This window comes from Proteus cibi, assembly GCF_003144405.1.
GTDB classification, from domain to species: Bacteria; Pseudomonadota; Gammaproteobacteria; order Enterobacterales; family Enterobacteriaceae; genus Proteus; species Proteus cibi.
On record NZ_PENW01000002.1, the window covers coordinates 1 to 21,325 of the forward strand.

Consider the following 21,325-nt stretch of genomic DNA (forward strand, 5'->3'; position numbering starts at 1 on the left):
GCGTTATTTTATAAGGCTTTTCACTTTATTTTTTTGTTCTCTCGGCTAACTCACTTAGCGTGGTTTGCCGTGACAACGAGGACGCATTATAGGGAGTTTTCTGAAGCTGGCAATAGTTTTTTTAAGAAAAAAAATCGTTTGCTTAATTCCACAGCAAAACCCCCACTTATACGCACTTATCAACAATTTTATCCACAGAGCACCTTTTTACATAAAATTAGCATGTCAAACGCAAACGTTTGCGTTATCATAGAGGTCGATTAAGCAAGATTGATTTTGTGTCCATCTTCTGAAATGTTAGTTAAGCAAACACAATTTCACTGTATTAATGTGATTTAACTTCACCATTACTACCGTTATACCAACCCCAAGGGATAAAACTCATGCAACATCTTCGTCCTATCCGCCGTGCACTTTTAAGTGTGTCTGATAAAGCAGGTATTTTAGAATTTGCTAAAGCACTTGTTGAAAGAGAAGTCGAACTCTTATCGACAGGTGGAACCGCACGTCTATTAGCAGAAGCTGGCTTACCGGTTATTGAAGTCTCCGATTACACTGGTTTCCCAGAAATGATGGATGGCAGAGTGAAAACGCTGCACCCTAAAGTACATGGTGGAATTTTAGGTCGCCGTGGGCAAGACGATGCAATAATGGAAGAACATGAAATTCGTCCTATCGATATGGTCGTCGTCAATCTTTATCCTTTCGCTAAAACAGTCGCTCGCCCAGATTGCTCATTAGCAGATGCAGTGGAAAATATTGATATTGGTGGACCAACAATGGTTCGCTCCGCAGCGAAAAATCATAAAGACGTTACGATTGTAGTAAATAGTAATGACTATGAAAGAGTGATTGAAGAAATGGATAATCACGAAAATAGCCTTACTCTAGATACACGTTTTGATTTGGCGATTAAAGCCTTTGAACATACCGCTGCTTACGACGGAATGATTGCTAACTATTTTGGTCAAAAGGTTGCACCTTATTATGGTGATACTTCACAACCATCAGGTATTTTCCCTCGTACCTTAAATTTGAACTATATAAAGAAACAAGATATGCGTTATGGTGAGAATGCTCATCAGCAAGCAGCTTTCTATATAGAAGAGAATATAGACGAAGCATCTATTGCTACTGCAAACCAATTACAAGGCAAAGCGCTTTCTTATAACAACATTGCTGATACTGATGCCGCATTAGAATGTGTGAAATCATTCTCCGAGCCTGCTTGTGTTATTGTGAAACATGCAAATCCTTGTGGTGTTGCTATTGCGAATACGCTCACACAAGCATACGACAATGCATTTAAAACTGATCCAACCTCTGCATTTGGTGGCATTATCGCATTCAATCGTCCATTAGATGCAAAAACAGCAAGTGCAATCATCGAACGTCAGTTTGTTGAAGTCATCATTGCTCCTTCTATTAATGAAGATGCACTACCAATTTTAGAAACAAAGCCAAATGTTCGTGTATTAGCTTGTGGCCAATGGCAAGAAGCCAAACCAGCATTAGATTTCAAACGCGTTAATGGTGGGCTGTTAGTTCAAGATCGTGACTTGGGTATGGTAAAAGAAGAAAATTTAAGAGTGGTCACTCAACGCCAACCAAGTGAACGTGAACTTAAAGATGCACTCTTCTGCTGGAAAGTCGCAAAATTCGTAAAATCAAATGCCATTGTTTACGCTAAAAATGATATGACCGTCGGTATTGGTGCGGGACAAATGAGCCGTGTATATTCTGCAAAAATTGCCGGTATTAAAGCCGCTGATGAAGGTTTAGAAGTTGCAGGTTGTGCAATGGCATCAGATGCGTTCTTCCCATTTAGAGATGGTATTGATGCAGCCGCACTTGCTGGTGTGACTTGTGTTATTCAACCTGGTGGATCAATTCGTGATGATGAAGTGATTGCGGCTGCCAATGAGCATAACATTGCCATGATTTTCACCAATATGCGTCACTTCCGTCATTAATAAGGTATTGATATGAAGATTTTGATTATTGGTAATGGCGGTCGTGAACATGCTTTAGCTTGGAAAGCGGTTCAGTCACCGCTTGCAACACACGTTTTTGTTGCCCCTGGTAATGCGGGTACAGCATTAGAAGCTGGAGTAAAAAATGTAGCAATTTCTGCTACAGATATTCCTGCTTTAGTTAAATTTGCTAAAGAAAACGATATTGATTTGACAATTGTCGGACCTGAAGCACCGCTAGTGATTGGTGTTGTCGATGCATTTAAAGAAGCGGGATTAACCATCTTTGGTCCAACAAAAGGCGCAGCGCAATTAGAAGGCTCTAAAGCCTTCACAAAAGATTTTTTAGCTCGTCATCAAATTCCGACAGCGGATTATCAAAATTTTACAGAAATAGCACCTGCACTTGAGTATCTCAATAAAGTAGGCGCGCCGATTGTTATCAAAGCCGATGGTTTAGCCGCAGGTAAAGGCGTTATTGTTGCAATGACAAAAACTGAGGCTGAAGTTGCCATTAAAGATATGCTGGCTGGCAATGTTTTTGGTGATGCAGGACACCGTATTGTTATCGAAGAATTTCTTGATGGCGAAGAAGCTAGCTTTATTGTCATGGTTGATGGTGAACACGTTATTCCTATGGCAACAAGTCAAGATCACAAACGTGTTGGTGATGGAGATACTGGCCCTAATACAGGGGGAATGGGAGCATATTCACCGGCACCTGTTGTTACACCAGAAATCCACCAGCAAGTAATGGAAAAAATCATTTATCCAACAGTAAAAGGAATGGCTTCTGAAGGTTATCGTTATCAAGGTTTCCTTTATGCTGGGCTGATGATTGATAAACAAGGTGTTGCTAAAGTGATTGAGTTTAACTGCCGTTTTGGTGACCCAGAAACTCAACCTATTATGATGCGTATGCAATCGGACTTAGTTGAGCTCTGTTTAGCTGGGGCAAAAGGTAACTTAAAAGATAAAGATTCCCATTGGGATCCTCGTCCAGCTTTAGGGATTGTGATTGCTGCCGGTGGCTATCCTGCGGATTATCGTCAAGGTGACGTTATCGAAGGCTTAACATCAACATCCTCAACAACAGCAAAGGTATTTCAAGCTGGAACAACGCTCAATGACAAAGGCGAAGTTATCACTGCCGGTGGACGTGTATTATGCGCAACTGCATTAGGTGATGATATCGAGCAAGCTCAAGAAAATGCTTATGCTTTAGCGAAAGGTATTCATTGGAATGGTAGTTTTTATCGCCATGATATCGGCTATCGAGCGATTGCTCGCCTAAAGAAATAAATTAACAACAGCAAAAGGGAGTGTTCATAAGCTCTCTTTTGTTGGTTCCCATTTACAAAAATCGTGTTCTGCAACCATAAGTAATTGCTTACCTTCTGGTGACTCAAGCCAAGCAACATAAGAAGGCTTACTTGAATTACGTGTTCTTGTTTTTAACCATCGCTGTTCCGGAGCTTCAAATGAAACACTCACCTTCTCGCCAGCACATGTTGTCATTGTATTTTGATACCAGACCCCCTGTACTAAGTTTACTTTTCCAATAGTAAGCGCTTCGCTAATTTCACGCTCTTTACTTGCAGCAAATACCATTCTTAAACGTTCATCTTCTGTTAATGCGCGTTTTTGCTTCTGGCTTTCTTGTTGCATGAAAATAACTTCACCACGTTTATTTAAACGAAGATGCCAAGATGAGGGATCGTTAGGATTAATAATTTCAGAGCGGACTTGCCAAAGCTTATTTTGGCGATATTCATAGAATGTGATGACAGTTTCTGGCTTTTTATAAAAGCTATAAACACTCATAATTACTTGAGGTTCTGACGTTTTATTATTTAAACGCCATAGTCGCACAACACCTTCATCCGCAATATATCCTGTTGCAGAAAATTCAGGTAGTTGCACAGTAGAGGAGCAGGCGCTGAGCAAAAAAGCAGATCCGATTGCTAACAGCCCCTGTCGTTTCAACAAAAGGGGAGTAAATCCCCCTCTATTGTTCATTCCGTTCAAAGGAATTATTTTACTGCGTCTTTCAGTGCTTTACCGGCAGTAAATGCAGGAACGTTAGCTGCTGCAATTTTAATTTCTTTACCAGTTTGAGGGTTACGACCAGTACGCTCTGCACGGTGATTCACCTTGAATGTACCGAAACCAACTAACTGTACAGAATCGCCTTCTTTCAGAGCACCTGTTACTGAATCGATAAACGCTTCAATAGCAGCTTTTGCTTGAGTTTTTGTCAGATCCGCTTTTTCAGCAACTGATTCGGTTAATTCAGCTTTGTTCATAAAATAGTCCTTAAAGTATGTTTTATCGTTTGAAAAACATCTGGTGAAAAAACTTAACTTACCTTTTTAAGAGGATAAATTAAGTAAAACACCTGAGCCACTTCTTTTCGTACCCAATGTAGAACATACACGGGGGTGATGTGAAGTCTTTAAACGTCGCTTTTCAAGCACTAAATCACGTTTTTCTGATTTAGTGCGTTAATTCTATACCGATATTGCTCATTCCAGCTTCACGAAGGTCTGCACGTAGACCTTTGATCAGTTCAACATCCCTTTCTTCACATTCTACAAGTAGACGGTAAATTTCCCATTGGATATCGAACTCTTCAATAACAGCAGGTAGAGATCTAAGCTCTTCTTCACTCATTTCTCTTTCTGCTTGTGTCATTTCAAGTGAAGCCACTGTCCCTACTGATAATTTGCTTACTTCAATAGCGTGACTTAATGATTCACCGCTTAAACGAGAGTGAACAATTTCACTAAGTGCAACACAGGCATCAATCGCAGGATAGACACCATAAATCTCGAACTGAGATGCATCAGGAATAGCTTCTTCTAATTTCTCTAATTGAGAATCAAAATTCACCTTTGCATCTTTCACCGTTAAAGTTTCCCAAACCAGATCGAGAATACGGCGATACAGCATTGGATCGGTAAAACCTGTTTCACGACAAAATACCTGATAATTGGGGTACATTCTCTCACACAGGCATGCCATAAACGTCAGGTGTTGCCAAGCTTCTAGCTTTTCTAAACGTAAATGGATTGGGTTCTTCAACATTCGTGATTACTCATTTTCTTAACTTAGGCGCAGTTTACCTGAAAATTAAAAATATCCACATATTTCCCGACTATTTAGAGCTTATTCTTATTCAATTGCTCAAATAATCGTCTATTTGAGGCAATACCATCAGCCCAACGCGTTGGTTCTGGCAACCGATATCCTCTCATACACAACTCAACCCACTGCAAAGCGCCCGCCATACTCACTTTATGGCCTGGAGAAATATATAGAGGTTTACATTTTTTCTTACTACGATAAATCCATCCTATTTGCTCATTCTTATCCATTAATGGCTCATGGCTTCCCATCTCTTCATTAACCGCTTTATCAATGCCACATAAACGACTTTTAGCGACTCCAATAGTCGGTGTATCCACTAATAAACCAAAATGACTTGCAACACCAAGCTTTCTAGGATGAGCAATACCTTGTCCATCGACAAAAATAAGAGAAGGTTTCTGTTTGATTAATTGCCAAGCACTCAGTAACGCTGGACACTCTCTAAATGAAAGCAAACCCGGGATGTAAGGAAGAGTAGTAGGTATTCGCGCAATTTGGTATTCAAGAATTTCAAAAGAAGGGTAATGCATTATCACGATGGCGGCGCGAGTCACTGCGCCACCGTCTTCAAAACCAACATCAGCACCTGCAATGAAAACAGGTGCTGTAAATTGGTCTGTTAAAATAATCTGTTGAGCCTTTTCTGTCTGCTCCTGACGTAATTGTTGGGTATTAATCATTATCCTGATGATAAGGCTTCGATAAACGGTGAACCGCATCAATAAATGCACCAGCATGTTCAGGTGGAACATCTTGATGAATACCGTGCCCAAGATTAAAGACATGACCGTTGCCTTTACCAAATCCAGCAAGAATAGTTTCGACTTCTTGTTCTATTCTTGCCGGTGGGGCATACAGCATAGAAGGATCCATATTACCTTGTAGCGCAACTTTATCCCCGACTCGGCGGCGTGCATCTTCGATATCAATCGTCCAATCAAGTCCTAATGCATCGCAACCTGTCGCAGCCATCGCTTCTAGCCAGCGACCGCCACCTTTGGTAAATAAAGTAACAGGTACTTTTCTTCCATCATATTCACGGATAAGACCATCAACAATCTTATGCATATAGTGTAATGAGAAGAGTTGGTAATCACGGCCTGTTAGCACTCCCCCCCATGTATCAAAGATCATGATAGATTGTGCGCCCGCTTTAATTTGAGCATTCAAATATAGAGTAACGCTATCTGCCAGTTTATCCAGTAATAGATGTAATGCTTGAGGCTCTGAATACATCATTTTTTTAATTTTTGTGAAGGCCTTACTACTTCCACCCTCAACCATATAGGTTGCCAGTGTCCAAGGGCTTCCTGAAAAACCAATTAATGGCACACTACCTTGCAACGCATGACGAATAGCACGTACTGCATTCATCACATATCCCAGTTCATCTTCAGGATCAGGAATAGGTAATTTTTTAATATCATCAAGACTATTTATTGGTGATTTAAAACGAGGACCTTCACCGGTTTCAAAGTAAAGACCTAATCCCATTGCATCTGGAATAGTTAAAATATCAGAAAATAAAATAGCAGCATCTAAAGGGAAACGTCTTAGAGGCTGTAATGTTACTTCGCATGCTAATTCGGTATTCTTGCACAATGAGATGAAATCCCCCGCTTGCGCCCGTGTTTCCTTATATTCAGGAAGATATCTGCCTGCCTGACGCATCATCCAAACTGGGGTGACATCAACAGGTTGGCGCAACAGCGCACGTAAATAGCGGTCGTTTTTCAACTCACTCATGACTAACTCCATTAACAGTAATAGGGCCGCAAAATAGTATGCATTGTAACATGCTGGAAAAATAACTGTTGGCAGACAGCGTCTTTATTTAATTCTTTTCTTTATCTTGTCTAATATTGGCTATCGTATCTTCTATCAAGCGCCGAGCAATAGTATCTGGTGGTGGGATCTGCGGTAATTGATCATAGCGATACCAATCTGCACTCATTAATTCAGAAGGATCGTGACGTAGTTCGCCACCATCATAATCAGCCAAAAAGCCCATCATTAAAGAATGAGGAAACGGCCAAGGCTGAGAAGAGACATAGCGAATATTGCGAATACGAATATTGCTCTCTTCAAACACTTCACGCGCCACGGCTTCTTCTAATGTTTCGCCAACCTCAACAAAACCAGCGAGTACGGTGTAAAGAGGCGAATGTTTATGCCTAACATGATGTGCTAATAAGATTTTATCTTCATGACGAATACCCACAATAATACAAGGGGCAATTTGCGGGTAGTAGCGTTCATGGCAGTTATCGCATAAACACGCCCATTCACTCTCGCTATGGCGCATTTTAGAACCACAATAGCCACAAAAACGGTGAGAACGATAAAACTCAGCCAATTGGACACCACGACCGACTAATTTAAATAAGTTTTCATCTTGTGAAGCGATAAGTCTTGGTGAACACATGTCGTTATCCATTTTTCCATGAATAAGCCAAACTGTTTCACCTTGCCATTCACCCACAATTTTGGCGTGCTGACCAATAAGATCCCAATCTTTAGCTAAACCAAACGGAAGTTCACCTTTAGGTAACCACACTCGCCCACCAAGACTGACTGTCCACCAGCCTTTTTCTGAGCCTGTTAATGTATATAAATGCATAACGACCATTCTATCCAAAATAATGATATAGAATAGAGGATACTCTCTTTAGCAAGAACCACTCAATCAATTATACCTATCTTCTCTTATCCATTACTAGTTTCTCAATGAAACCAATAAATTATATTAATGCTATTAAGAGTGATCATTATTCAAATTCCCCCAGAAAAAGGCGAAAATGCCTACAACGGAATTTCAATAAATAACCCATATCGGACTTGTAGTTTTTAAAATCTTTCATATACTGGACATCTTCTTGTCGGAGTGCCTAGTGTTTATAAGGCTATTATAAACACAGGCTGAGACCGTTAATTCGGGATCCGCGGAACCTGATCGGGTTAATACCCGCGAAGGGAACAAGAGTGATTCGACCTTTTGATAGCTTCATTGCGTATATTTTTTATACTCCTATATACACCTATCTGTCGATACTCCCTGCGACCTCCAGACAAGCATTTTTCTCAATATTCACCCGACAGGCGATTAGCCTGCATGATATTTATTAGGAAATGCTATGTCCCAAAATCAAACTATATCCGTTAAAGATATTTCACCAACAAGCAACAAACAGCGCCCACGAAAAGAACAGCGTGATGCTGCTCAAGAGTTTATCAGCACCATTCAAGGCGTAAGCTTCCCAAATTCAAACCGCATTTACCTCGAAGGGTCACGTACTGACATTCAAGTGCCAATGCGTGAGATCCAACTTGATAAAACGCTAGTAGGAGGATCAAAAGATTCCCCTGTTTTTGAAGAGAATGAACCTGTACCGGTGTATGACACATCAGGCCCTTATGGTGATCCTGCGTCTCAACTTGATGTTAATCTTGGATTAAAAAAAATACGTCAACCATGGATTGATGAGCGCAATGATACCGAAGTTCTTTCACTTTTAAGTTCGGATTTCACCCAACAGCGTCTTTCTGATGCCGGATTAGAACATCTGCGTTTTCCCTTAAAACCAAGCCCTAAAAAAGCGCTAAATGGCAAAAGTGTGACGCAATTGCACTATGCTCGCCAAGGCATTATTACGCCTGAAATGGAGTTTATTGCTATTCGTGAAAACATGGGAAGAGAGAGAGTTCGTAGCGAAGTTTTACGTCAACAGCACGCAGGCTTTAGCTTTGGTGCTCATCTTCCTGACAATATTACTCCTGAGTTTGTGCGCCAAGAAGTTGCGGCTGGTCGAGCGATCATTCCTGCCAATATCAATCACCCAGAATCAGAACCCATGATTATTGGGCGCAATTTCTTAGTAAAAGTGAATGCCAATATTGGAAACTCTTCTGTAACCTCCTCCATTGAAGAAGAAGTTGAAAAACTAATTTGGTCTACACGCTGGGGAGCGGATACTGTAATGGATCTCTCAACTGGTCGTTATATTCATGAAACGCGTGAGTGGATCATTCGCAATAGCCCTGTTCCTATTGGTACAGTTCCTATTTATCAGGCACTAGAGAAAGTTAACGGTATTGCTGAAGATCTCACTTGGGAAATGTTCCGTGACACCTTACTAGAACAAGCAGAACAAGGGGTTGATTACTTTACTATTCATGCAGGTGTATTGTTACGTTATGTGCCAATGACAGCAAAACGCCTAACAGGTATTGTATCTCGCGGCGGTTCGATAATGGCAAAATGGTGTTTATCACATCATAAAGAGAATTTCCTCTACGAACATTTCCGTGAAATCTGTGAAATTTGTACGGCTTATGATGTATCGCTTTCACTCGGTGATGGACTAAGACCGGGTTCAATTCAAGATGCCAACGATGAAGCCCAATTTTCTGAATTACATACGCTAGGTGAGTTAACAAAAATTGCTTGGGAATATGACGTTCAAGTCATGATAGAAGGTCCGGGTCATGTCCCAATGCAGATGATCCGCCGCAATATGACGGAAGAGTTAGAACACTGCCACGAAGCACCTTTTTATACCTTGGGTCCACTAACGACTGATATTGCACCGGGTTATGACCATTTTACCTCAGGTATCGGTGCGGCAATGATTGGCTGGTTTGGTTGTGCCATGTTGTGTTACGTCACGCCCAAAGAACACCTTGGCTTACCTAATAAAGAAGATGTAAAACAAGGTCTTATTACTTATAAAATCGCCGCTCATGCTGCCGATTTAGCCAAAGGGCATCCTGGCGCTCAAATCCGTGATAATGCAATGTCAAAAGCACGGTTTGAGTTTAGATGGGAAGATCAATTCAATTTAGCGCTTGATCCTGAAACGGCACGTCAATATCACGATGAAACCTTGCCTCAAGCATCAGGAAAAGTTGCTCACTTCTGCTCAATGTGTGGCCCTAAATTCTGTTCAATGAAAATAACGCAAGAAGTACGCGATTATGCGGCTGGTATGGAACAAATGTCTCAAGCCTTTAAAGAGCATGGCAGTGAGTTATACCACAGTGCAGAAATCACCAATATTGAGGTGACTGAAAATGAACAGATCCTCTAACACACCTTTTGCCCCAACAGAAAAAAAGCTTGGGCTTTATCCGGTTGTTGATTCTGTCAAGTGGATCGAACGCCTGTTAAAAACAGGCGTCACCACAATTCAATTAAGAATTAAAGACCAACAATCAGAAGAAGTTGAACAGGATATTATCGAAGCGATAAAACTAGGTAAACAATATCAGGCAAGACTGTTTATCAATGATTATTGGCAACTGGCAATAAAACATCGCGCCTATGGTGTTCATCTTGGTCAAGAAGATCTTGATATTGCCGACCTTAATGCCATTAAACAATCCGGATTACGCCTTGGTATTTCCACTCATGATGAAGTTGAATTACAAAGAGCGAAAACATTACGTCCATCTTACATCGCATTAGGGCATATATTTCCAACCACAACAAAAGATATGCCATCTAAACCTCAAGGTTTGAAGGCACTCAAGCATCAAGTAGCTCTAACACCTGATTTTCCAACGGTTGCTATTGGTGGGATCTCACTAGAAAGAGTGCCGGATGTTGTTGCTACTGGCGTTGGAAGCATTGCCTTAGTCAGTGCAATAACAAAAGCACCAGATTGGCAACAAGTAACTCGTAAATTATTAGAATTAGTGGAAGGAAAACCATCATGCTAAATGATAATGATTTTATGCGTTATAGCCGACAAGTGATGTTAGAAGATATTGGCTTAGATGGTCAAAATAAGCTTCAACAAGCAAAGGTACTGATTGTTGGTCTGGGTGGATTAGGCTCTCCTGCTTCTCTTTATCTTGCAGGTGCTGGTATTGGTGAACTTATTTTAGTTGATGATGATGAGTTACATGTTTCTAATCTACAACGTCAAATTCTTTATCGTACTCAAGATATTCCTAATGCAAAATCAGCGGTCGCAAAGCAGTCTCTACTGGCTTTAAATCCGGATATAAAAATTACCTCTTATAAACAACGTATGAATGATGATTCATTATATAAATTAGTTAAAGAGGTTGATTTAGTTTTAGATTGCACAGATAACATGCTCACACGCCAAGCAATTAATCGTGCTTGTGTCGCACAGCAAACTCCGCTTATCAGTGGCAGTGCCGTAGGGTTTAGTGGTCAGCTTATGGTGTTTGAACCGCCTTTTACTCATGGCTGCTATCACTGCCTATATCCTGATGAAACTGAACCACAAAGAAACTGCAAAACAGCCGGAATTCTAGGTCCTGTTGTGGGGGTAATTGGCACACTTCAGGCACTTGAAGCAATTAAATTGCTATCTGGTTTACCCTGCTCTCTGAGTGGAAAACTTCGCCTTTTCGATGGTAGAAAACAAAATTGGAGTACTTTGCGTTTAACACCATCAAAAACATGTCCTGTTTGTCGAGGGGTAGCATGAACATCACCGTAAATGACGAACAATATTCTCTGGATATGCCTGTCACCATCTGTCAGCTCCTTATTCAGTTAGAGCAACCACCAATTGGTGTGGCGCTTGCTATCAATGAAACGATTGTTCCCCGTGAAAACTGGGAAACTCATTTTATAAATGATGGCGATACTATTCTTCTCTTCCAAGCAATTGCAGGGGGCTGATATGTTAAAAATTGCTGATACAACATTCACATCTAGACTTTTTACAGGCACAGGAAAATTTGCAACACCAACACTCATGACTGAAGCTATTAAGGCTTCGGGTAGCCAATTAGTCACGATGGCAATGAAACGTGTAGATTTAAAAAATGGTAATGATGATTTAATCGCACCTCTTAAATCATTAGGAGTAAAATTATTACCTAATACTTCAGGCGCAAAAACAGCACAAGAAGCTATTTTTGCGGCTCGTTTAGCCAAAGAAGCCTTTGGCACCCATTGGGTAAAATTAGAAATTCATCCTGATACCAAATATTTATTGCCCGATCCTATTGAAACACTTAAAGCTGCGGAGCTCCTTGTTAAAGAAGGTTTTGTTGTCTTGCCTTATTGCAGTGCTGATCCTGTTTTATGTCGTCGTTTAGAAGAAGTTGGCTGTGCCGCTGTAATGCCTTTAGGTTCTCCTATCGGCTCAAATCAAGGCTTACAAACTCGTGATTTCCTACGAATTATCATTGAACAAGCCTCAATTCCTGTTGTTGTAGATGCGGGCATTGGTGCACCAAGTCATGCACTCGACGCGTTAGAATTAGGGGCTGATGCCGTATTAGTTAATACCGCAATTGCTGTTGCCCGAAATCCTATTCTAATGGCACAAGCCTTTAAAGCTGCGCTTGAGGCTGGTGAACTTGCTCGACAATCAGGACTAACTACACCCGCTTCCGTTGTAAATATGCAAGCACAAGCCTCTAGTCCATTAACTCAATACTTAGAGGCATTCTAATGGATACTTTTTCTGATTATTGGCAACAGCTTGATTGGGATGACATTACATTAAAGCTCAATAGTAAAACCAATGCGGATGTTGAAGCCGCATTAAATCACCACACACTGACACTTGATGATTTTATGGCTCTGATTTCACCCGCGGGTCGCCATTATTTAGAGCCAATGGCACAACGCGCTCAACAATTAACGCGTCAGCGTTTTGGCAATGTCGTAGGATTGTATGTGCCACTTTACCTTTCTAATTTATGCGCAAATGACTGTACTTATTGTGGCTTTTCAATGAGTAATGCCATTAAGCGTAAAACATTAAATGAAAGTGAGATCATTGCCGAATGTAATAGCATCAGACAATTAGGTTTTGATAGCTTGTTATTAGTGACTGGAGAGCATCAAAGAAAAGTGGGTATGGATTATTTTCGCCAATATATCCCGCTTATTCGAGAAAATTTCAGTTCATTAATGATGGAAGTTCAACCTCTTGCTACAGAAGAATATGCAGAATTAAAAACACTGGGTATTGATGGCGTAATGGTTTATCAAGAAACCTATCATGAACCAACCTATCAATTGCATCATCTAAGAGGTAAAAAACAGGACTTTCATTGGCGATTACAAACACCTGATCGATTAGGGCAAGCTGGAATTGATAAAATCGGTCTAGGCGCATTAATTGGGCTTTCGGATAGATGGCGTACTGATTGCTATATGGTTGCAGAACATTTATTGTTTTTGCAAAAACGGTATTGGAAAAGCCGTTACTCTATTTCTTTTCCTCGTTTGCGTCCTTGCGCTGGTGGACTTAACCCAGCATCGGTAATGAATGAAGCTGAATTAGTGCAATTGATCTGTGCTTTTCGCATTTTAGCACCGGATGTTGAACTTTCACTTTCAACGCGTGAATCTCCTTATTTTCGTGATAACACAGTACCGTTAGCCATTAATAACATTAGTGCAGGATCAAAAACTCAACCCGGTGGATATTCTGATAGCCATGAAGAATTAGAACAATTCTCTCCAAATGATAATCGCCATGTTAATGATGTGATTAACGCATTAAAAGAACGAGGATTACAACCCATTTGGAAAGACTGGGATAATTACTTAGGGCGTTAATTAAAGTTTAAATAAGATAAAACCGCCTTTAGTTTATTTAATGACAAATAACAAAGGTGGTTTTTATTATATATTAGATAAAAAATTAATAATTTAATTCCAATCAAACAAAAAATAAAACATATCTATTTATTATTAGGTTTCACTCAAATTCGATAGTTAATTACAGTGATTTAAACTGTATTTAAACATCTTTATGATTAAATAAGAATAATTTTATGAGTGAAAAAAACGACCGAATTATGAGTATTCAGATCTTTTTAAAAGAAATATTTGTTCTATATGTGCAAAAATGGATTGCCCTTTCTTAACTGAAAATAAATATGGAAAAGAGATGATGTAGGCTTATCGCTCTGGCGATTTTGGAAGAGCAAAAAAATATATGTTCAACAATGTGCTCTATTCGAAACCAGCAGGTAAAGGAAGTGATTTTTACCCTAATACTATTTATCGCCCTGTCGATATTAACGCCAGGCTCACCCCCGAAGCATAAATACTGAATATTCCTGAACGAACAGGGACAATTAAAACAACGGCTATTTTTGTCGAGATAAGTATAAATGGTGCAAAACAAATTGATCTTATTAAAACAGAAAAACCAGTACAAACACGTGTTATAGAAGCACGTAAAACGGTGAAGCGGGTGTTTTTTCATTTACGCCGGGTAAAGATAAACAAGAACATAAAATATGAATACTCCTCTTAAATAATAGAAAGGAGTATTCTATTTATAATAAACGCGTGAAGAGATAAAATAAAAAGTTACTCTAATAAATTATTGGTATTTTATTGATTAATAATATTTATTGATTATATTTACTATACTATCACTAATAATTTAATTTCGTGTACACTTAAACCCGTCATTCGTTCGATAAATGGAAGATCAAAGTTCTCTTTTAATAATTTTTGTGCTAATTCTAATTGTACTGATTTTCTTCCTAATTCAATACCTGCCATTTTACCTAATTCAATACCTTCATTTTTTCCTATTTCAAATCCTTTATTTTCTAATCTCCACGCTATATTCATAATTGTCTCTCTGTGGTTATCTACTCGTTCAGCTATCTTATTTATAATAAATTCAAAATCTGATGCATCCATGATTGAGAATAAATATTGTACAACAGCAACAGTGTCTTCATCACTGCAGTTTTTCTGATTTATTGCTTTTGATAACAGCATTGCAATCTTATTAAGATCATGACAGCTATTAACATGCTTCATTGCAATTTCCATTACCGCTGCTTTTTTATGTGTCAGTAAAATATCATCATCAATTGAGGTCAAATCAATTAAAGAGAAGTCATTAGAATAAAGATGATTAGCAAGTGAAGAAAGTGGAAAACATTCCATCCAATTAACAGGAAAAGGATAAGGTTTCTTCTTTCCATGATAAAACAAGATTGGAACAACGAGAGGCAAAGACTTATAACCTTGCTGTAAATGCTGATTCATGGTGCAAAATGCATAGTGCATCATACGCCAAGCTATCATTTGATCAGGTCTAGATTGATGTTCTATAAGTAAATAAATGGGAACATCACCCTCTTTGGTTTTCACCAAATATAAAATATCAGACATACGAGAACGTAATTTTATATCAATAAAAGAAGAATTCTGTAATTGCAAAGTCGAAAAATCACACTGGTTTTTTAACTCTTCAGACAAGTGGATAAAGAAAAAGTCTTTGGCATTACTGACATTCATCATAAAACGTTTGAATGCAGAATCATGAGAAGAAATTGATATGGGCTTATTCATAGCTGACTCCATGTCGAATTTGGACTGCCAGCTTACAGAAAAAAATCTATTTACCTTACTAAAAAATTATCATAATCATCTGAAAAATATAAGTTATTTATTAATTTAAAATGAGTTTGTAATAACAATATAAAAAATACCCTCGATAAATATCAAAGGTATTTTTTAAGATTATAAATTTTATTTTTAATTATTTATCAACAACGATATTTTTATTCACCACTTCATATTCATCATTGCCCACCATTCTGGCAAACTTTTCAATAGGATCGGTACTTAATGCATATAAGCGTTTTAAAGCATAAGGTGAGTCACCTAAACGTACTTTTCCTTGCTGAGTGGTCACCGCCAATGTCATACCTGACGCTTTGACTGCATGAATTGCCCTTTGATTATATCCACCAAAAGGATATGCAAAGGCATATTGATGTGGATTCAATAATCGCAATACACGTTGTGAACGTTGTAAATCTAATATAATTGAGTGAGACTGACGGCTAAAGATAATTGGTTTTTTATTATTATCTAAACGATGTAAAAAATGGGAATGTGATTGAATATCAAAAACATCACGACTCGATTTGAGTGACTGCCAACTCATAAATTGTAATGAATTAGGTGCCCAATTAGGTGTTTTCGATTTTATTCGCGATGAAATAACAAATAGTGTTGCCCGTTGGCCATTTTCTTTTAAAAGAGGATAAGCATAGCGATATACGGATTGCAGGCCATCATCAAATGTTAATGCGACAGCTTTCCCTGGTAAATTAACACGCTTATTTAAATAGCCTGCGACTTGATTTAGTGAAAGCGTTTCATATCCTGCTTCTTTTAAATAATTCATCTGCTCTGTAAATGCAGTTAATGATGTTGTTGTTGATGTATGACGAAAATTATGGTTTTCCGTTGCTTTGAGAATATGATGATAAGTAAGTACCGGTATCCCTAAATCAGGCTTTACATCCCTTGATGAAATATAACCTAAGCGGTCCCCTAAAGAGATTTCAAACCAACTCATTTCACTTCCATTAATATCTTCTTTTATGGTGCGAGATAGCACGGGATAACGTAAATTGGATAAGAGTGTTGCTATTTGTGGGCTAGCAATATCTTTCTCACTATAGATGGGAGTATTCTTTGTCGTAATTAAATATTCGTAGATAGGATAATCTGTTTTCTTTGTGCTATCTGATAAGAGGCGTATTTTTTTATCAGGTTTCATAGTGGCAATATCTTCAAAATAGCCATCTTCTAAATAACCCCCTTCAAGATAACCTTGAGCATTCCCAAATTGTATCTTGTGATAATCTCCCTCCATAACTGATGCATAAAAACCTTGATTAGGACAAAGTTCTGCAACAGGTCGCAATTTATCTCCTACAAACGCATATAGCGTTTTTTGTTGGCGAAGTTGCATCAATGTTGTAATGGGTGCGTTTAAATCCCATTGAGCTTCTGTTGGAATTCCTCTGTCATAAGGTACTGCTGAGGTAAATCCAGTAAAAATAAAACATAGAATAATTAAACAATTAGCTATTATTCTCATCATTTCGCCTACTTAAGTAGAACAAAAACAAAAAATGCCCTCACAATGGAGGGCATTTCAATCTAATCTAAATTAGATTTTAGTCTTTTAATCCACCGAAACCAGCATTCAGTAACTCTGCTAAGTTTGCAGATGCTTCATCAGCACTGATTGTTGTTTCAGTTTCATCTGTCGGCAGTTGTGATTGACGACGCTTCATACGATCTTGGTGATACGCATACCCAGTACCAGCTGGGATCAAGCGACCAACAATAACGTTTTCTTTCAAGCCACGTAATTCATCACGTTTACCCGCTACCGCAGCTTCCGTCAGAACACGAGTTGTTTCTTGGAACGATGCAGCAGAGATGAAAGATTCGGTTGCCAGAGATGCTTTCGTGATACCTAACAGGTCACGAGAATACGTTGCTGGTACTTTACCTTCATCTTCCAGAACACGGTTTGATACTTTAACACGAGCGTATTCAACCTGTTCACCTTCGAGGAACTCAGAGCTTCCTGCGTTCTCAATGGTCACTTTACGCAACATCTGACGAACGATAACTTCGATGTGTTTATCGTTAATCTTAACGCCTTGTAAACGGTAAACTTCCTGTACTTCGTTAGTGATATAGCGAGTAACCGCATGAACACCACGTAAGCGCAGAATGTCGTGTGGTGATTCTGGACCATCGGAGATAACATCACCGCGTTCCACAACCTCACCCTCGAATACGTTAAGTTGACGCCATTTAGGGATCATCTCTTCGTATGCATCACTACCGTCTAATGGAGAAATCACTAGACGACGTTTACCTTTAGTCTCTTTACCGAACGAAACAATACCGCTGATTTCAGCAAGGATTGCAGGCTCTTTAGGACGACGTGCTTCAAATAGGTCAGCAACACGTGGCAGACCACCGGTGATATCTTTAGTACCGCCAGATTCTTGTGGAATACGCGCTAAAGTGTCACCTGCATTAATTGTAATGCCATCGTCTAACTGAACAATTGCTTTACCTGGCAGGAAGTACTGTGCTGGCATATCAGTATTCGGGATCAATACGTCATTACCTTGTGCATCAGTGATGCGCAATGCTGGACGTAAATCTTTACCGCTACCTGTACGCTCTGCTGAATCCAGAACAACCAGTGAAGAAAGACCTGTTAATTCATCTGTTTGACGTGTGATAGTTTGACCATCAATCATGTCTGCAAAACGAATGATACCAGATACTTCACTCACAACTGGCATTGTATGCGGGTCCCAGTTTGCAACAGTTTCGCCACCGTTAACCGCTTCGCCATCACCCTTCGCTAATTGAGCACCGTAAGGTACTTTGTAGCTCTCTTTTGTACGACCGAATTCGTCAATTAAACGTAATTCTGTGTTACGAGAAGTGATAACTAATTTACCAGCAGTGTTAGTAATGAACTTCGCATTGAACAGCTTCAGAGTACCTTTGTTACGTACTTGAATGCTTGATTCTGCTGCCGCACGAGATGCCGCACCACCGATGTGGAACGTACGCATCGTTAACTGTGTACCTGGTTCACCGATTGATTGTGCTGCGATAACACCGATAGCTTCACCTTTGTTGATGATATGACCACGAGCAAGGTCACGACCATAACACTTCGCACACACACCGAAGTCTGTGTTACAGGTTACAACTGAACGTACTTTCACGCTATCAACGGAGTTTTCTTCTAACAAGTCACACAGTTTTTCGTTTAACAGGGTGTTACGTGGAACAAGGATATCGGCAGTACCTGGTTTCAGAATATCTTCTGCAGCCACACGACCTAATACACGTTCACGCAGTGGCTCTTTAACATCACCACCTTCGATGACCGGAGTCATCATAACACCTTCGGTTGTGCCACAGTCGTCTTCTGTTACGACTAAGTCTTGTGCAACGTCAACTAAACGACGAGTCAAGTAACCGGAGTTTGCTGTTTTCAGTGCGGTATCCGCAAGACCTTTACGAGCACCGTGGGTTGAGATGAAGTACTGGAGTACGTTCAGACCTTCACGGAAGTTCGCTGTGATTGGTGTTTCGATGATTGAGCCATCTGGCTTAGCCATCAGACCACGCATACCTGCTAACTGACGGATCTGAGCTGCAGAACCACGAGCACCGGAGTCAGCCATCATAAAGATGCTGTTGAAAGATACTTGTTGTTCTTCTTCACCATTACGGTTAATAACGGTTTCAGTAGACAGGTTTTCCATCATCGCTTTTGCTACGCGCTCATTCGCCGCAGCCCAAATATCGATGACTTTGTTATAACGTTCGCCCGCTGTTACCAGACCGGATTGGAACTGTTCCTGAATTTCTGCAACTTCTGCTTCTGCTTCTGCAATGATCTCGGCTTTTTTAGCCGGGATAACCATGTCATCGATACCAACTGAAGCACCTGAACGTGCAGCGTAAGCAAAACCGGTGTACATGATTTGGTCAGCAAAAATAACCGTTGGCTTCAAGCCCAATACGCGGTAACAGGTATTAAGCATCTTAGAAATTGCTTTTTTACCTAATGGTTGGTTAACCAGCGCGTAAGGTAGACCTTTAGGTACAATCATCCACAAAATAGCACGACCAACCGTCGTATCTTTTAAGCTAGTTTCTGTAGTGACATTACCTTCACCATCTTTGATCTCTTCAGTGATACGTACTTTAACACGTGCGTGTAAAGAGGCTAAACCTGCGCGATAAACGCGTTCAGCTTCTTTAGGACCACTTAACACCATGCCTTCACCTTTGGCATTGATGCAATCACGAGTCATGTAGTAAAGACCTAATACAACGTCCTGTGAAGGAACGATGATTGGGTCACCACTTGCTGGAGACAGAATGTTATTGGTTGACATCATCAGCGCACGAGCTTCTAACTGTGCTTCTAATGTCAATGGTACGTGAACCGCCATTTGGTCACCATCGAAGTCGGCGTTATATGCCGCACAAACGAGTGGGTGTAACTGAATAGCTTTACCTTCGATAAGGATTGGTTCAAATGCCTGAATACCTAAACGGTGAAGTGTTGGTGCACGGTTTAGCATCACTGGGTGTTCACGGATAACTTCATCTAAGATATCCCAAACAACCGCTTCTTCGCGCTCAACCATTTTTTTAGCGGCTTTGATTGTTGTCGCTAAACCACGGGTTTCCAGTTTTCCGTAAATAAATGGTTTGAATAATTCAAGAGCCATTTTCTTCGGTAGACCACACTGATGCAGACGCAGGTATGGACCAACGGTGATTACAGAACGACCAGAATAGTCAACACGTTTACCTAACAGGTTTTGACGGAAACGACCTTGTTTACCTTTGATCATATCAGCCAAAGATTTCAGAGGACGTTTGTTAGAACCTGTAATCGCACGACCACGGCGACCGTTATCTAATAACGCATCCACAGACTCTTGTAACATACGTTTTTCGTTACGTACGATAATGTCTGGTGCTGCTAAATCAAGCAGGCGTTTTAAACGGTTGTTACGGTTGATCACGCGACGATATAAATCGTTCAGGTCTGAAGTCGCAAAACGACCGCCATCAAGTGGAACCAGTGGACGTAAGTCTGGTGGTAACACAGGCAGTACAGTTAAGATCATCCACTCAGGTTTATTGCCTGATTGCATGAATGCTTCAAGTAACTTGATACGTTTGGTCAGTTTCTTACGTTTAGTTTCAGAGTTAGTTTCATTTAACTCTTCACGCAGCGTTTCACACTCTTGTTCCAGATCCATGCTCTGTAACAAGTTTTGAACAGCTTCGGCACCCATTTTCGCATCGAATTCGTCGCCGAACTCTTCTAATGCATCAAGGTATTGCTCTTCTGTCAGAATTTGACCGCGTTCAAGGCTAGTCATACCGCCTTCAACAACAACGTATGATTCAAAATACAGTACACGTTCAATATCGCGCAGTGGCATATCCAGCAACAGACCGATACGGGACGGCAGTGATTTCAAGAACCAAATGTGAGCAACTGGAGAAGCTAATTCGATGTGACCCATACGTTCACGACGAACTTTAGTTTGTGTAACTTCAACGCCACACTTCTCACAGATAACACCACGGTGTTTTAAACGTTTGTATTTACCACACAAACATTCGTAATCTTTTACTGGTCCGAAAATACGGGCACAGAAAAGACCGTCACGTTCTGGTTTGAACGTACGGTAGTTAATTGTTTCTGGCTTTTTAACTTCACCAAATGACCATGAACGGATCATATCAGGTGATGCCAGAGCAATTTTGATCGCATCAAACTCTTCGGTCTTGGTTTGCGCTTTCAGAAACTTTAATAAGTCTTTCACGAAATGGCTCCTGTCGGAGTTAGACCTGC

At 40.0% G+C, this 21,325-nt stretch carries 17 protein-coding genes and 1 riboswitch; of the genes, 8 read left to right on the forward strand and 9 right to left on the reverse strand.

The window, feature by feature from the left end; translation table 11 throughout:
• Positions 1 to 383: 383 nt before the first annotated feature.
• Complete coding sequence (gene purH, locus DK865_RS00225; protein ID WP_109390891.1) at positions 384 to 1,973, forward strand: bifunctional phosphoribosylaminoimidazolecarboxamide formyltransferase/IMP cyclohydrolase; 1,590 nt, start codon at positions 384 to 386, stop codon at positions 1,971 to 1,973.
• Between the two features lie 12 nt (positions 1,974 to 1,985).
• On the forward strand, positions 1,986 to 3,275 hold the full coding sequence (gene purD, locus DK865_RS00230; RefSeq protein WP_023583107.1) for a phosphoribosylamine--glycine ligase: 1,290 nt from the start codon (positions 1,986 to 1,988) through the stop codon (positions 3,273 to 3,275).
• Positions 3,276 to 3,299: 24 nt separating this feature from the next.
• Here the strand turns inward: purD and DK865_RS00235 are convergent, their stop codons facing one another.
• From DK865_RS00235 to nudC, 6 genes are all read right to left on the reverse strand, one after another.
• On the reverse strand, positions 3,300 to 3,962 hold the full coding sequence (locus tag DK865_RS00235; protein ID WP_228407701.1) for a DUF1481 domain-containing protein: 663 nt from the start codon (positions 3,960 to 3,962) through the stop codon (positions 3,300 to 3,302).
• Positions 3,963 to 4,006: 44 nt separating this feature from the next.
• On the reverse strand, positions 4,007 to 4,279 hold the full coding sequence (locus tag DK865_RS00240; RefSeq protein ID WP_004246922.1) for an HU family DNA-binding protein: 273 nt from the start codon (positions 4,277 to 4,279) through the stop codon (positions 4,007 to 4,009).
• Between the two features lie 190 nt (positions 4,280 to 4,469).
• Positions 4,470 to 5,060, reverse strand: coding sequence for a YjaG family protein (locus DK865_RS00245; RefSeq protein ID WP_023583105.1), 591 nt, complete (start codon positions 5,058 to 5,060; stop codon positions 4,470 to 4,472).
• Between the two features lie 74 nt (positions 5,061 to 5,134).
• A complete protein-coding gene (gene nfi / locus DK865_RS00250; protein WP_023583104.1) occupies positions 5,135 to 5,803 on the reverse strand; it encodes a deoxyribonuclease V in 669 nt (222 codons plus the stop codon).
• A complete protein-coding gene (gene hemE / locus DK865_RS00255; protein ID WP_036914222.1) occupies positions 5,796 to 6,869 on the reverse strand; it encodes a uroporphyrinogen decarboxylase in 1,074 nt (357 codons plus the stop codon). Before hemE ends, nfi begins: the two co-directional genes overlap by 8 nt.
• 88 nt (positions 6,870 to 6,957) lie before the next feature.
• Entirely contained in the window at positions 6,958 to 7,743 is a 786-nt protein-coding gene (nudC, locus tag DK865_RS00260) for an NAD(+) diphosphatase (protein WP_036914226.1), read from the reverse strand.
• 250 nt (positions 7,744 to 7,993) lie between these two features.
• A riboswitch (TPP riboswitch) is annotated at positions 7,994 to 8,116 on the forward strand.
• Between the two features lie 141 nt (positions 8,117 to 8,257).
• Between nudC and thiC the strand changes: the two genes are divergently transcribed.
• The 6 genes from thiC to thiH are packed head-to-tail and all read left to right on the forward strand — an operon-like array spanning position 8,258 to position 13,680.
• The gene (gene thiC, locus DK865_RS00265) at positions 8,258 to 10,210 is read left to right on the forward strand and encodes a phosphomethylpyrimidine synthase ThiC (RefSeq protein ID WP_109390893.1); all 1,953 of its coding nucleotides are present in this window, start codon (positions 8,258 to 8,260) and stop codon (positions 10,208 to 10,210) included.
• Entirely contained in the window at positions 10,194 to 10,841 is a 648-nt protein-coding gene (gene thiE / locus DK865_RS00270; protein WP_109390894.1) for a thiamine phosphate synthase, read from the forward strand. Before thiC ends, thiE begins: the two co-directional genes overlap by 17 nt.
• Positions 10,835 to 11,584: a HesA/MoeB/ThiF family protein gene (locus tag DK865_RS00275; RefSeq protein ID WP_109390895.1), complete on the forward strand. Its 750-nt coding sequence runs from the start codon at positions 10,835 to 10,837 to the stop codon at positions 11,582 to 11,584. Before thiE ends, DK865_RS00275 begins: the two co-directional genes overlap by 7 nt.
• Positions 11,581 to 11,781: a sulfur carrier protein ThiS gene (gene thiS / locus DK865_RS00280; RefSeq protein ID WP_006534717.1), complete on the forward strand. Its 201-nt coding sequence runs from the start codon at positions 11,581 to 11,583 to the stop codon at positions 11,779 to 11,781. Before DK865_RS00275 ends, thiS begins: the two co-directional genes overlap by 4 nt.
• Before the next feature lies 1 nt (position 11,782).
• Positions 11,783 to 12,562 (forward strand): thiazole synthase, encoded by a 780-nt coding sequence (locus DK865_RS00285; protein ID WP_109390896.1) that lies wholly within the window; start codon positions 11,783 to 11,785, stop codon positions 12,560 to 12,562.
• Entirely contained in the window at positions 12,562 to 13,680 is a 1,119-nt protein-coding gene (thiH, locus tag DK865_RS00290; protein ID WP_023583097.1) for a 2-iminoacetate synthase ThiH, read from the forward strand. Before DK865_RS00285 ends, thiH begins: the two co-directional genes overlap by 1 nt.
• A gap of 819 nt (positions 13,681 to 14,499) precedes the next feature.
• Here the strand turns inward: thiH and DK865_RS00295 are convergent.
• The 3 genes from DK865_RS00295 to rpoC all read right to left on the reverse strand — a co-directional run bounded on the left by DK865_RS00295 (position 14,500) and on the right by rpoC (position 21,296).
• Positions 14,500 to 15,444 (reverse strand): Rpn family recombination-promoting nuclease/putative transposase, encoded by a 945-nt coding sequence (locus tag DK865_RS00295; RefSeq protein ID WP_109390897.1) that lies wholly within the window; start codon positions 15,442 to 15,444, stop codon positions 14,500 to 14,502.
• A gap of 190 nt (positions 15,445 to 15,634) precedes the next feature.
• On the reverse strand, positions 15,635 to 16,993 hold the full coding sequence (locus DK865_RS00300) for a polysaccharide deacetylase family protein (protein ID WP_228407702.1): 1,359 nt from the start codon (positions 16,991 to 16,993) through the stop codon (positions 15,635 to 15,637).
• Between the two features lie 76 nt (positions 16,994 to 17,069).
• Positions 17,070 to 21,296: a DNA-directed RNA polymerase subunit beta' gene (gene rpoC, locus DK865_RS00305; protein WP_036914212.1), complete on the reverse strand. Its 4,227-nt coding sequence runs from the start codon at positions 21,294 to 21,296 to the stop codon at positions 17,070 to 17,072.
• Positions 21,297 to 21,325 lie beyond the last annotated feature (29 nt).

Coding starts and splice junctions, on each gene's coding strand:
- purH (WP_109390891.1), top strand. CDS start 384: ATGCAACATCTTCGTCCTATCCGCCGTGCACTTTTAAGTGTGTCTGAT.
- purD (WP_023583107.1), top strand. CDS start 1,986: ATGAAGATTTTGATTATTGGTAATGGCGGTCGTGAACATGCTTTAGCT.
- DK865_RS00240 (WP_004246922.1), bottom strand. CDS start 4,279: ATGAACAAAGCTGAATTAACCGAATCAGTTGCTGAAAAAGCGGATCTG.
- DK865_RS00245 (WP_023583105.1), bottom strand. CDS start 5,060: ATGTTGAAGAACCCAATCCATTTACGTTTAGAAAAGCTAGAAGCTTGG.
- nfi (WP_023583104.1), bottom strand. CDS start 5,803: ATGATTAATACCCAACAATTACGTCAGGAGCAGACAGAAAAGGCTCAA.
- hemE (WP_036914222.1), bottom strand. CDS start 6,869: ATGAGTGAGTTGAAAAACGACCGCTATTTACGTGCGCTGTTGCGCCAA.
- nudC (WP_036914226.1), bottom strand. CDS start 7,743: ATGCATTTATATACATTAACAGGCTCAGAAAAAGGCTGGTGGACAGTC.
- thiC (WP_109390893.1), top strand. CDS start 8,258: ATGTCCCAAAATCAAACTATATCCGTTAAAGATATTTCACCAACAAGC.
- thiE (WP_109390894.1), top strand. CDS start 10,194: ATGAACAGATCCTCTAACACACCTTTTGCCCCAACAGAAAAAAAGCTT.
- DK865_RS00275 (WP_109390895.1), top strand. CDS start 10,835: ATGCTAAATGATAATGATTTTATGCGTTATAGCCGACAAGTGATGTTA.
- thiS (WP_006534717.1), top strand. CDS start 11,581: ATGAACATCACCGTAAATGACGAACAATATTCTCTGGATATGCCTGTC.
- DK865_RS00285 (WP_109390896.1), top strand. CDS start 11,783: ATGTTAAAAATTGCTGATACAACATTCACATCTAGACTTTTTACAGGC.
- thiH (WP_023583097.1), top strand. CDS start 12,562: ATGGATACTTTTTCTGATTATTGGCAACAGCTTGATTGGGATGACATT.
- DK865_RS00295 (WP_109390897.1), bottom strand. CDS start 15,444: ATGAATAAGCCCATATCAATTTCTTCTCATGATTCTGCATTCAAACGT.
- DK865_RS00300 (WP_228407702.1), bottom strand. CDS start 16,993: ATGATGAGAATAATAGCTAATTGTTTAATTATTCTATGTTTTATTTTT.